Here is a 12,160-nt window from a genome sequence, read left to right on the forward strand (position 1 = left end):
GCTATGAATGAAACTGCCGGCCAGGAATTAGCGCACAGCAAAATCCAAAAGGTGCGCGATGTGTCGGCCGCACTGCTGAGTGGGGCGTTTGATCCGCTTGCTGATGACCGGTCTGCCGCATCTGAAGATGACATGCCCACATCAGATCAGTTTGCGGTTCATCTGATCTGGAGCGGCCGTGATGCCATGCTGCCCGAACGACTTTATCTGATCCGTCTGGCGGGCATCGAAACGACCGTCCAGATCACAGATCTCTCGTATCGTGTTGAGCCGGATACGCTGGAGCAACTCGCAGCTAAAACACTGGGCCAGGGAGAGATCGCCTACTGCAAGATCGCGTTGGACCGGGCGGTACCGTTCGCCGATCATGACAGTGACGACTGGGTCGGTGCGTTTGCCCTGGTCGATAAAGATCAGAACATGACGGTGGGTGCCGGTGTGATCGACTTTGCGTTACGCCGGGCCACCAATGTGATGTGGTTCGACATGGAGGTCGATAAGGCAGCGCGTGCACGAGCTGGCCAGCAGACGCCGTGTGTACTGTGGTTTACCGGTTTATCGGGCGCCGGTAAGTCGACCGTTGCTGACCGGGTGGAACAGAAACTGCACGCGATGGGTAAACGCACTTATCTGCTCGATGGGGACAATGTCCGGCATGGGCTCAGTCGTGATCTTGGATTTACTGATCAGGACCGCGTTGAGAATATCCGGCGCGTTGCGGAAGTCGCCAAGCTGATGGTCGATGCGGGTTTGATCGTTATGGCGTCGTTTATTTCACCGTTTCGCTCTGAACGGGCGATGGCCCGCTCGCTCATGAGTGAAGGCGAGTTCGTGGAGATTTTTGTGGATGCTTCGCTTGCGGTTTGTGAAGCCCGTGATCCGAAATCACTGTACAAAAAAGCAAGAGCTGGGCAGTTGAAAAACTTCACCGGTATCGACTCGGCCTATGAACCGCCACAAAACGCTGAGATCGTCCTCAACGCCGAAGATACAGACCCGGATACGCTCGTACAACAGATCATCTCCTATCTTCAAGCGCGCAACTATTTATAAGAAGTGGCTGCCATTGGAGCACACGTAAGCGTCTACCAAAAAACCGACCCACTGGGCGGATTGGAAAAACAAGCTTTTCCCGTATCAGGTCGGTTTCACCTGTCCGCCGCGGGACTTCTATGACGGAGGGTCCTGGCACGAGAAATTGAAAGGCTCCACGGGACTAAAACCGCAGAAGCCAGGTTACACGGACATTTCCAGTGTGCCGGACCCCGCCAAACAGCTGTACGAAAAAGTGCGGCCACATTACGAACATCTTTATGAGTACCGTTTGAAAGACCCTTTAAGGTTCAGTTGATACGGGTGGCAGCACTCTGCCCTTATTCGACCAGATAGGCGAGTAGCTGTTCTCGGTGTCCTGGGGTCAGTCCTAGAACATCGTGCAGAAGGCGCTCAGTAGAGCCATAGTGCTCGGATATCGCGGTAAATGCGGCGTCTAGGTACTGTGAGTCGGCTGTAAACACAGCATTCCTGACGTCATCATCTTCTTCGGTGAGCACATCTGTCGGCATTTCCCAGTAGGTGTTCGAGAGCAGGTAGTCATCGAATATCGCGTCGCGGGAGGCACCGAGCGCGGTCAGCAGCAAGGCCGCCGCCAGACCTGTGCGGTCTTTGCCGGCCACACACAAAAAGACGAGAGGATAGTTGCCGAGATCCAAAAGACTGTTGAAGAAGAGCTTATAGGCATCGGCGTGGTCCAACACCAACGATCGGTAGATATCCGCGAGAATCTTGCGTGCACTCGTGCCAGTGAGTTTTTCACCGGAAAGCGCTGAGCGAATCAGCACGCTGACGCTGATGGGGGTCGTGATGGTATTCGCCCTCGCGCTGAACGGAAGATCGATAGGTACCTTCTGTTTCTGTTTGTCATCTCGGAAATCACACAGGGTACGGATGCCCAGCGTCTGGAATTGGCGCAGGGTGTCGTTATCCGTCGCAGAGATCTCGCTAGAGCGGTACAGTGTGTGCCAGCGCAGTGATCCGCCCTGCACCGCATAGCCGCCCAGGTCCCGCAGGTTGCTGATGCCTGGGACGGGTCTTCGAAGCCGTGGTAGTGTCATCGCGCCACGAGTAACGGCGGGAACACAGGCATTAAAGTGTTGCAGACGATCCGATTAATGTGTCTATCAATCAGTCCAGCAATGAAGGTTCCAGAGGGTCGCTAGAGAGCATCTCATAGCCGTCTGCTGTCACCAGCACCTGCTGTTCCAGTTTAACGCCGTCGCGCTCCCCGACAGCACCCATATAACTCTCAACACAGATGATCATCCCTGCTTCCAATGTCCCGTTGTAGGGATTGGGCCCGCGAAAAACCGGATTCACTCTCGGATATTCATCACACATGCCCACCCCGTGTATGACACAGGTGTAAGCATTCTGGTGAAAGGCTTCCGGCGGCACAAAAGCTTGTTGCTGAAAGGCCTCCAGGGTGATCCCCGGCCGGATCAGTTTCAGATTGTATTCAATCTCCTCTAGGGCAAGGCGGTAGAGTTCCTTTTGGCGTTTGGTTGGTTTGGAGGGTCTACAATGCAGGGTGCGGGAAATGTCGGCACAGTAGCCGTAAGGACCAATCATGTCGGTGTCAAAGCCCACCAGGTCACCGGATTCTACGCGCCTGAGTGTGGCTTCCTGCATCCAGGGATTGATTCGCGGACCGGAAGCGAGCATGCGGCCGTCGTGCCAGTCTCCGTTGTTGGCAAGGTTGGTGTAGTTGAGTAAGCCCCACAGTTGGGCTTCGGTCACGCCCGCGCGCAGAGCGGTTTTGAGTTTGGCGATGCCGTGCTCGGCGACGGCGACCGCCCAGCGGATACAGTTGATTTCATCTTCCGATTTGATGACTCGGGCGTTTTCAGAGACCAGCACACCGTCGATCACTTCAAGTCCTGTCGCCTCCAGTGCCTGAGTGATACTGGGGTTGACGTATTCAACAGCCACCCGCCGATTGTCGGTACCGATCTCTTTAAGGTAATTGACCACATCCCGCGCCAGTTGCTTTGCATTGTTCTCAAGTTCTGTCGCGCCATCGAAGTAGGAAATCGGCCGGGCCTCACGAAATTCATCCGCCATCGGGGCGGAATCCAAGGCCCCGTGGATAACCACCGGGCCGTCAACTGGCAGAAACAAGTAGGCTGTCGGGATGTGCGACTGAAACAGTGCATAAGCCCGGTAGTCGACCGCATATCGGAGGCTGATCGGACTGACGAGCAGGCACATCGCGGCCCCAGTATCCCGAAGACATGAGCGCAGCCGCGCCAGACGATGGGTATGGAGGCGTGCGATATCAATCGCGGGGGGTGACTTGAATTGGCTGAGGTCACTCCAGTCATCCTGGGCAACCAGGCTATCGGGAGAAAACTGGTTCATGGTGTGATAATTCCTTTAATCATATGTCGGCCTAATTCATGCATCGGGCCAGCAGTTGGTCGATTTCTGAGTGAAAACTAAACCCGGTTCAGGTGACCTCTGCCGCGCCACTTAAGTCAATCGTATTCCCTGTTGCCTGCGGCGCCACTCCGCTGGCAAAAAAAGTAATCAAGCTGGCCACCTCTTCCGGCGTTGCCACACGTCCGGTGGGATACATCGCTGCCATGGCTTCGAGTCCTTTCTCCTCAATCACCGGGCGAACCATGTCGGTCAGTACAAAACCCGGTGCGATGCCGTAGGCGAGAATATTGTCTTTTGCACAATCGCGGGCGATGGTTCGATTGAGAGCCAACATACCGGCCTTGGAGGCACCATAGTGCAGGTGGTCGATATTGTCGCCTCGTTTTCCGGAGCGACTCGAAACATTGATCAGTACACCGCCACCGGTTTCACGAAAATGGGTGACGGCCCGGCGGCACAGTTGGGCGGCGGCCAGCAGGTTGATACGCAACGTCCGTTGCCAGTCGTCAAGCCATTGGCCAAGATCAAGGTTCAGGGGTGATTTTTCGTAGATGCCGGCATTATTGATCAGGATATCGATATGACCGCGCCAGGCTAGGGCATTATCCCAGAGGTGTTCGGTTTCGCTTTCAGAAGTGAGGTCTGCCTGGCACAGATGAATCGAGGAGCCACCGAATTCATCAGCGAGCGCCTGTGCAGCGGTAAGGTTGGAACCGAAGTGAACGACCACGCTGCCACCATGGGCGACGAGTTGGCGCACGGTGGCTGCGCCAATACCACGTGATCCCCCTGTCACGAGTATGGTCTTGCTGGTCAAGTCGATCATCTGCTTTAGATATGATCTGTTTGTTCGTAGTTCTCTTTGATGAAAAGTCTACCCGATTGGAAGGCTAGGGACTGTCAGGAAATTAGGCCTTGTCGCTTCTAGATCCTCCTGAATAGATCGATTTCTATCGGTTTGACAGGCGGCAATAGAACTCTAATGTTCTTGAGTCGTTTGGCTGATTCCGTAAAAAGATCTCAGTTCAGATTTCAGGACTTTTCCGAGAGCGCTCTTGGGCAGTTCATCGACGAACACCATCTGACGGGGTATTTTGTAGCCGCCGATCTGCTGACGTGCGAAGTCTATGACGGATTGGATGTCGGGTGCTGTTTTCCCCGCGGCGACCAGAACTGCAAGCACCGCCGCAGGTGTCAAAACCGTATGACTGAGGAGACTACTGGTCGCACACCAGAATCCCAGACTCTGTCCCGACTTTTATATAGTGCGCCGGTTCGGGGATCACGAAAGCCGGTCGCTGGAGTGATCCGTATCAGGTCTGTTATGCTTACACGGCTCGCGATAATTCAGGTTTACAGTCAATCAGATGACATGCCATGAACAGCATTAATCCAGTTGTTGAAGCTTCGGTACCCGCTGTTGGGCGTCTCGGGTGGCCATCACTCGTCGGCATCATCCTGGCAGTGATCATTCTGTATGGTGTCGGTTTTGCGCATAACGACTCGCTGCATCACTCGGCCCATGACACCCGCCACTCGGCGGCTTTCCCCTGCCACTGAACCTCGTACTTGGACGTATTCAGACGGATTGTCTTCTCAGCCTGTCTGGCTGGGCTGGTGTCCGGGTTGGTTCTGACTGGGGCACAATCATTATTTGTGCTGCCGATTATTGCTGAAGCCGAGTCCTATGAACAGGCAATCGACAGTGGCGTTTCCAGTGCGGAGAACGCGGTGTCAGCACACGGTGATGCAGCGCACAGTCACACACGCTTACTGTGGACAGCCATCAGCAATATTGGTCTGGGTATCGGTTTTGGACTGTTGATGACTGCAGTACTTTCGCTTCGTGGCCGGGTTAGTTGGCGCGAAGGTCTACTCTGGGGGATAGGGGGCTACGCCACGTTCTTTTTTGCACCTGCCTTGGGTTTACCGCCTGAGTTGCCGGGCACTACGGTGACGACATTGGCGCCGCGTCAGCTCTGGTGGTTGTTGGCGGTGACGTTCACCGGGATCGGGTTGCTGCTGCTCATTTTAGGTTCGCCAGGATGGGTGAAGGTTATCGGTGCGGCATTGTTACCAATACCTCACCTGGTCGGTGAACCCCGCCCGGAGAGCTACAGCGGTGCCGCGCCCGAAGCGCTGACGAGTGTTTTCTTGGTACACACTGCAATCGTCAACGCGATATTCTGGCTGCTCCTGGGTGCTGTTAGTGCGCTGTGCTTACTCCGCTTTTTGCGGCCGCCCGCGTCCAGGACCTGACCCATAGGTACATTATTTGGGCGTGGAGGAGTATTCCTCAAGATACACGGTGCCACGGGCAGCCAACTGACTGATGTCATCGTCGCTATAGCCGAGTTCGCTGAGAACTTGATGGCTGTGCTCACCCAGTCGGGGCGCTGGCCGCGTCAGGGTAGGCCCACCATGCGCGAAATTGAAGGCAGCGACCGGTGCCTTTAGTTGCAGGCCCGTTTCAGGAATGGTATCGGATTGTTGCAGCACCTGGCGCGATTGTGTTTGAGGATGTTGAAGCGCTTCGTCAATTCGGCGTACGCGCGCTGCAGGCACACCGGCGTCATTGAAATGTGCCTCCCACTCGTCGGCTGTTTTTGTCGCCAGAATATTGGTCAGTAGTTCGGCAAACTCATCCCGACGCTCGCCGATCTCTTTAGCAGTGGCGTGGGTGACTTCTTCTGCAAGATCGTTACGGTCAATCGCTCTCAACAGCCGCTGCAGTTGTTTCAGTGTGTAGGCACCGACCATCAGTAGGCCGTCAGCTGTTGGATAGGCTGAATAGGCGGCACGGGAGGGATGTTGATTGCCGGGCGGCGGAGGCGTCTGGCCAATGGATTGAGTCGTCATGACGAGATTTGACATCAGCATCATTGCTGCATCGGCCATGGCCACATCAATACATTGACCCAATCCTGTTCGTGACCTTTGAAAGAGTGCTGACGAGATCGCCAGCGCCGCGTGGGCACCGGTGCCGTAATCAAGCACAGCGGGGCCGACCCTGACGGGCGAACTGTCGGGCGTACCATTTGCGGCCATGAGTCCGGAGTAGGCCTGGATGACTACATCGTATGCCGGGTGCCTGGCTTTAGGTCCGGTATGCCCAAACCCGGTCAGTGAGCAGTAGATGATGCGTGGGTTCAATGCGCTGACCACGTCATAGCCCAGCCCATGGCGTTCCATCACCCCGAAGCGATAGTTCTCAACCATCACATCCGCAGTTTCGATCAGTCTGCGGGCGACCGCCACACCGTCTGGTGCTGAAAGGTCCAGAGACAGTGAGCGTTTGTTGCCGTTCTGGGACAGGAACTCGGTGCCACGGCCTTCGTTTGCCAGCGCGGCACTATCGCCGATTTCGCGGTACATGTCCGGCTCATGGCGGGGCTCGATCTTGATGACATCGGCCCCCATGACGGCCAGTTGATAGGTCGCGGAAGGGCCAGCCAGCACATGGGTGAAATCCACCACCCGGATACCATCGAAAGGTTTGAGTTGCTCTTGAGAGCTGTCGTCGGGTAACGAGGCCATGGGTGTCTCCGGTATTTTCGTCGTCAGTCTGGGGTTATTGCTGTTTGCGGTAGATGAATGCCATGTCGGGTTTTTCGGTCGCGTAGTAGTGTACCCAGATGTATAAAGCCTGAAACGCCGCCGCAACGAGCGCCAGTTTGGACGCAGCCAGAATTCCGAACAGCCACAGTGATTGAATGGCGAACACGTACATCGCATTGGCTGTCCATCTGAATGCGCCCTCCTGGATCAAGGGTCGGTTGCGATAATCGGGATCGAAGTGATCGAGTCCGGCTGCACGCGCAAAGCCAAAGAATTTCTTAACGGAATACATTGTGTAGCCAGCAAGGCACAGGATCGGCAACGCCAGCAGCAATCTCAACTCCATTGGTAGGGAAACAGTGTTTTGATTGGCCAGGCAAAGGGCGAACAGGGTAACGAACCGGCCAACAAACAGCGTAAAGAACAAGATCAGATAAATTCGAAGACCCGATTCAGAGGATCCGTGTCGGGTGAACACCCGATGCTGGAGTTGAAGTCGCCAGGAGATCCATACAAATGCCTGGTGCAGGACGGGTGTGGTGATCGCGATCCAATACCAGAGAGCAACAGAGATGCCGAGCCAGACACCTTCTGTCGGTTGGGTGATATAAATCAGCGGCAGTGCGACAAGCAGAAACGCCACATGTAGATGTTGCCCCTGGAACAGAGACGGGGGGTGATTCGGGTTCACTTGGTGGCACTCATGTGGTAATCGTACCGCGCCATGTTGATTAGATGCAGATGTTCTGTTTGTCGTTTGGAATTGATTGATTGCCAGACGAACCAGCAAAGTGTGGTTCGCGAACAACCCAACTTTCAACGATACTAGGTAGATAATATCCGCAACGATCTCAGTGACTGTAAAGTTACAACAGGTTCAGCGCGGCAATAATACTTCCGATAAGCAAAGGATAAGAATATGGCCAACAAACCACAACTCTACAAATTCTCTGACATCGAACATCGACTGCACACGCTGGAACCTGGCAAAAGCTACATCAAGCCGTTCGTAACCAGCGCGGTCAGTGACACTATGTGTGGTGGTCTTAACTTCCTTAATCAGGTCTCGGTGCCCTGGGACCTGACGTGCGATGAGATAATTTACTGCATGGAAGGGACATTTCGTTTGACTTGCGATGGTGAGTCGTACAGCTGCAGTCCAGGTGATGTCCTTTATGTTCCGAAGGACAATCATATTGCCTATGAGTGCGATGAAAAATGTGTGATTTTCTATGCGGCTTATCCACACGACTGGAAGCAGCAGGCAGGCATCACCTTTGTTCCAGGGATCGATCCGGAGGATATGCCCAAGCCAACGTGATCGCGGTTATGTTGATGGTCAGGAGGATTTACAAGAACAACCACCGTAAGTAAAAATATTCTCTGAGCTAATTACCACCAGCTTTTACACACTTAGAGAAACAACTTGTTTTTGCAGATGGTATTGTCGTTGGATTAACTGCTCAATATTCTCTAACAATGTTTGGTAGTCGATATCGATTGGAGTTAGGCATCATCAGATAGTTGATCTTGACGACTGGTGATCTGGCCAGCGCTCAGTAAAGGCGCAGATATTCAACGACTTCCCAGTCGGTAATGGCCTGATGGTACCGTTCCCACTCGTCGGATTTGTAGGCCAGGTAAGAATTCATCATGGCATCGCCCAGTACTGTGCGTGCCAGGTTGTCAGTACGCAGAATCTCTATGGCTTCCAGCAGGTTTCGCGGCAGCCGCTGGGCGCCGGAACGTTCGATTTCATCCTCGCTCATGCTGTAAAGATCCTGATTGAGCGGCGTACCGGCGTCATAGTTATTCACGATGCCTTCAGTCATCGCAGCGGCAGACATGCCCAGGGCAAGGTAGGGGTTCATGCACATATCCGCGGCCCGGTTCTCGATAGCGAACCGGCTCTGTGGCAGGCGCAGCATGGCCGACCGGTTGTTGTAGCCATAGGTCATGTGAGTCGGTGCCCACGTGACCGTGCCGCCTTCAAAACCGCCTACCCGGGGAACCAGACCGTTATAGGAATTTACCGTTGAGCAGGCAATGGCCGTCAGGGCGCCGCCATGTCGCAGCAAACCGCCCACCGCACCAAAGACAGCGTCACCCCAGCTACCGTTTGGGCCTTCGAAAATATTCTCGCCGGGTTTATCGACCAGTTGCATCGACGTATTCATGTGTGCACCCGATCGCCAGTCACCGATAGTCGGTTTCGGCATAAAGGTGACGAACAGCCCGTGGCGCTTGGCGACTTCTTTTAGAAGTACTCGCAGAAAGACCAGACGGTCGGCCATCGCCAGCAAGTCAGTGTAGTGAAAGTCCAGTTCAAACTGAGAATAACCCCCTTCACAGACCACATCGTGCAGGTTCCAGCCGAGTCCCTCGATGATGTCGATCATCTCGCCGAGAAAACCCATCGAGTCTATCGAGAACTCAATATCGTAGCCGAACGCCTGTCGGCGGGGCCGTACACCCTGCCCGGGTGCCGGGTCATTGTCGAACGCCTTGACTGGTTGTCCGTCCTGCCATTTCATGACGATGAATTCAGGCTCTACACCGGCGTACACTGCATAGCCTTGATCTGCAACGTTCTGAATGGTTTGTTTCAGCGCACTGCGTGGACACAGCTTGTAAGGTTGTCCCTCCCACCACAGGTCTGCGAACACCCAGGCACAAGTTTTATCCCACGGACAGATCACGAGACTGTCGAGGTCGGGCAGGGGAATTTGGTCGGAATCAGCGGGACCAAGTTCTGGCACGAATGAAATTGAATGGACTGCGAACTGAGGCCCTTTTCCCATGCATAACAACTCGAAATCGCTAATTGGCACTGGCTTGGTTTTGGGCACACCCAGCAGGTCGATCCAGCAGGATAGGATGTATTTAACCCCCGCGGCTTCGAGTCGGCTTTTTTCTTCGGCTACACGCGCTGAATCAGGCAGTGCATCGGCAAAGTTTTCGATGTAGGGCATGGACAGAATTCCTGTAAATAGACAAGATAGGGTGCTGCCGGCTTGTGTCGGTTACAGAAGCGACCTCAAGGTCCGGCAGGTGATGTACAGTCAGTCTAGGTACGTCTACGTAAAAAGTAAATTCTCTGTTATGGTAACCGCGCATTAGTCGGAGCATCATGATGACAAGTAGGCTCTTGCATCGCTATTAGCCCACTGAGTGATTACTATGACCGTGCTGATAGACACAGCATTCTTTAACGCCTTCGATCAAGTGGGTCCGGTACACCATGGACTACCGGCCGCGGCTTATACACGTAGTGAGTTTTTTGAATTGGAATCCAACCTGTTATTTACTGCTTCGTGGTCATTTGTCGGGTTTGCGCATCAGTTGGCTAAGGTGGGTGATGTGCAACCACTAACTGTGGCGGGTAAGCCGGTATTCCTGGTGCGAAGTGAATCAGACAAAATTCGTGCATTCCATAACGTTTGCCGGCATCGAAACCTTAAGTTGATTGATCGGGCTGGGCATTGCGATGTCCTGATTACCTGTCCTTATCACCGCTGGTCCTATGATTTCAGCGGGAAGCTCCGCCTCGCCCCATACTTTGGTGGTGAAAAAACAGGTCTGCCCGATGGATTTGACCTTGCAGATCACGGACTTTATGAGATTCGGTGCCATACATTTCATGACTGGGTATTTATCAACCTGGATGGCCAGGCCGAATATTTCGATGTTTTTATCGAGCCACTCAAACGCCAGCTGATTGGGTTTGAACCCGAAAAGTTTGAACCTGTCGCCACTTTGGATTTTGGCGAGGTGCCGGCCAACTGGAAGTTGTTGATGGAAAACTTCATCGAGCCCTACCACGTTCAGTATGTGCACAAAACGACAACCAGTCAGCCGCTTGAGGATCATTACGTGGTGGCAGACGAACACTGCCTGGGCAGTGCTATTGAACTGACGGCCGAACAACAGGCCGATGCCGCAGCCGGTACGCTAGGTGTCAGTTCGCGCTATTTAACGCTGTTCCCCAATTTTGTATTGGGGTTGTATTACCCGGATCAGATCGGTGTGCACTTGAACCGTCCGGTGTCGGCGGATACAACTCAGCAAAGTCGGGTGATTTATCTGCATCGTGATTCAGATCACAGTCAAGCTGCGGTCGAACATGCGCGGCAGTTGTGGGACAGCGTACACCGTGAGGATCACCACATGTGCGAACGGCTTCAGGCAGGGCGCCACAGCAGCGTCGCCGAAGGTGGCGGTGTACTCTCCCCTCACTGGGAAGTGAGCGTGCGGCGGTTTCAGGAACTGGTCGCTGATGCAGTTCGCCCTGGCCTTGAAGGCGGGATCTGAACTTCTCACCATAAGTGGAACTGGAATCTCTTCAGGCATCACACAGCTGTCCTATGAGATCAATCAGAAAGTTCGGGTGTGTCGATACCAACGAGGTGTACCGTTTTTGGCTCACCTTTTATCTTGAGGATCCTGGTGTTGCCGTCAAGTACTTCGACCCAAGTTGCCGGGGTGTAGGTACACGGGCAGGCTGCGACAACAGCTGTGCTGGCCATAAGCTGCAAGAGCCCAGCAATCCCCACTAAAGCGCGATATTTATTGGTGTCTGTCGGACTAACGCGTCGTAACGTCGAAAGCGGTAGAAATTAGAAGTAGCCCCGCAAATCTGAACACCCTGTTAAGTGAATTCTCTGCCTGGTACTGGCATCATAACCCCAGTGATCAGGAGAGAGAAAATGAGCAAGCGACCACGCCGGAATCACTTACCGGCATTCAAGGCCAAAGTGGCATTAGAGGCTGCCACAGGGGAATACACCCTGGCGGGGCTGGCCCAAAGATTTGACCTACACGCCAACCAGATCAGCCAATGGAAAACCCAGTTACTCGAGCGTATCCCGGAGGCTTTTGACCAGAACAGGCAGGTATCAGCCCAGCCGATCGATAACAAGACCCTGCATGCCAAGCTCGGTGAGCTGACCCTGGAGAATGATTTTTTAGAAGGTGCGCTCACCAACCAGGGCAGCTTAAACAGGCCAGGCACCCCGGTCACCGGATCTATCCCTATCTGCTGCGCCCTATGCGCATAGATCGGCCCAATCAGGTCTGGGCCGTGGATATCACCTATATCCCGATGGCCCGGAGGTTTATCTATCTATCCACATAATCGCAAATGCTCATGATTAATCTAAATGGT

The 12,160-nt window shown here is 54.0% G+C and carries 13 protein-coding genes and 1 pseudogene; 6 read left to right on the forward strand and 8 right to left on the reverse strand.

Annotated features, from left to right (window positions below):
• The first annotated feature begins 3 nt into the window (after nucleotides 1–3).
• Nucleotides 4–1,053: an adenylyl-sulfate kinase gene (gene cysC / locus MK323_04990; GenBank protein MCH2481515.1), complete on the forward strand. Its 1,050-nt coding sequence runs from the start codon at nucleotides 4–6 to the stop codon at nucleotides 1,051–1,053.
• Between the two features lie 320 nt (nucleotides 1,054–1,373).
• Here the strand turns inward: cysC and MK323_04995 are convergent, their stop codons facing one another.
• The 4 genes from MK323_04995 to MK323_05010 all read right to left on the reverse strand — a co-directional run bounded on the left by MK323_04995 (nucleotide 1,374) and on the right by MK323_05010 (nucleotide 4,636).
• Nucleotides 1,374–2,114: a tyrosine-protein phosphatase gene (locus MK323_04995; protein ID MCH2481516.1), complete on the reverse strand. Its 741-nt coding sequence runs from the start codon at nucleotides 2,112–2,114 to the stop codon at nucleotides 1,374–1,376.
• Nucleotides 2,115–2,184: 70 nt separating this feature from the next.
• Nucleotides 2,185–3,417 carry a Xaa-Pro peptidase family protein gene (locus tag MK323_05000; protein ID MCH2481517.1) on the reverse strand — a complete coding sequence of 411 codons (1,233 nt, stop codon included), beginning with the start codon at nucleotides 3,415–3,417 and terminating at the stop codon, nucleotides 2,185–2,187.
• 88 nt (nucleotides 3,418–3,505) lie between these two features.
• Nucleotides 3,506–4,264 carry an SDR family oxidoreductase gene (locus tag MK323_05005; GenBank protein ID MCH2481518.1) on the reverse strand — a complete coding sequence of 253 codons (759 nt, stop codon included), beginning with the start codon at nucleotides 4,262–4,264 and terminating at the stop codon, nucleotides 3,506–3,508.
• Between the two features lie 153 nt (nucleotides 4,265–4,417).
• Complete coding sequence (locus MK323_05010) at nucleotides 4,418–4,636, reverse strand: hypothetical protein (protein ID MCH2481519.1); 219 nt, start codon at nucleotides 4,634–4,636, stop codon at nucleotides 4,418–4,420.
• 179 nt (nucleotides 4,637–4,815) lie between these two features.
• On the opposite strand from MK323_05010, the gene MK323_05015 reads away from it, so the two are divergent.
• Both MK323_05015 and MK323_05020 read left to right on the forward strand, forming a co-directional pair.
• A complete protein-coding gene (locus tag MK323_05015; GenBank protein MCH2481520.1) occupies nucleotides 4,816–4,998 on the forward strand; it encodes a CbtB-domain containing protein in 183 nt (60 codons plus the stop codon).
• A gap of 9 nt (nucleotides 4,999–5,007) precedes the next feature.
• A complete protein-coding gene (locus MK323_05020; GenBank protein MCH2481521.1) occupies nucleotides 5,008–5,697 on the forward strand; it encodes a CbtA family protein in 690 nt (229 codons plus the stop codon).
• Between the two features lie 12 nt (nucleotides 5,698–5,709).
• Here MK323_05020 and MK323_05025 read toward each other — a convergent pair whose 3' ends face one another.
• Together MK323_05025 and MK323_05030 are read right to left on the reverse strand one after the other, a co-directional pair.
• Nucleotides 5,710–6,975 carry a CoA transferase gene (locus MK323_05025; protein ID MCH2481522.1) on the reverse strand — a complete coding sequence of 422 codons (1,266 nt, stop codon included), beginning with the start codon at nucleotides 6,973–6,975 and terminating at the stop codon, nucleotides 5,710–5,712.
• A 34-nt stretch (nucleotides 6,976–7,009) separates the two neighbouring features.
• Nucleotides 7,010–7,687: a hypothetical protein gene (locus MK323_05030; GenBank protein ID MCH2481523.1), complete on the reverse strand. Its 678-nt coding sequence runs from the start codon at nucleotides 7,685–7,687 to the stop codon at nucleotides 7,010–7,012.
• A gap of 228 nt (nucleotides 7,688–7,915) precedes the next feature.
• Here MK323_05030 and MK323_05035 point away from each other — a divergent pair, with 228 nt between their 5' ends.
• Nucleotides 7,916–8,317, forward strand: a complete 402-nt coding sequence (locus MK323_05035; protein MCH2481524.1) for a cupin domain-containing protein — start codon at nucleotides 7,916–7,918, stop codon at nucleotides 8,315–8,317.
• A 235-nt stretch (nucleotides 8,318–8,552) separates the two neighbouring features.
• On the opposite strand, the gene MK323_05040 is transcribed toward MK323_05035, so the two are convergent.
• Entirely contained in the window at nucleotides 8,553–9,968 is a 1,416-nt protein-coding gene (locus MK323_05040) for a glutamine synthetase family protein (protein MCH2481525.1), read from the reverse strand.
• 208 nt (nucleotides 9,969–10,176) lie between these two features.
• Between MK323_05040 and MK323_05045 the strand changes: the two genes are divergently transcribed.
• On the forward strand, nucleotides 10,177–11,307 hold the full coding sequence (locus MK323_05045; GenBank protein ID MCH2481526.1) for an aromatic ring-hydroxylating dioxygenase subunit alpha: 1,131 nt from the start codon (nucleotides 10,177–10,179) through the stop codon (nucleotides 11,305–11,307).
• A 59-nt stretch (nucleotides 11,308–11,366) separates the two neighbouring features.
• Here MK323_05045 and MK323_05050 read toward each other — a convergent pair whose 3' ends face one another.
• The gene (locus MK323_05050) at nucleotides 11,367–11,522 is read right to left on the reverse strand and encodes a hypothetical protein (protein MCH2481527.1); all 156 of its coding nucleotides are present in this window, start codon (nucleotides 11,520–11,522) and stop codon (nucleotides 11,367–11,369) included.
• Between the two features lie 180 nt (nucleotides 11,523–11,702).
• On the opposite strand from MK323_05050, the pseudogene MK323_05055 reads away from it, so the two are divergent.
• Nucleotides 11,703–12,124: pseudogene (locus MK323_05055) on the forward strand (hypothetical protein).
• Nucleotides 12,125–12,160 lie beyond the last annotated feature (36 nt).

Source organism: Gammaproteobacteria bacterium (assembly GCA_022450155.1).
GTDB lineage: Bacteria > Pseudomonadota > Gammaproteobacteria > Arenicellales > UBA868 > REDSEA-S09-B13.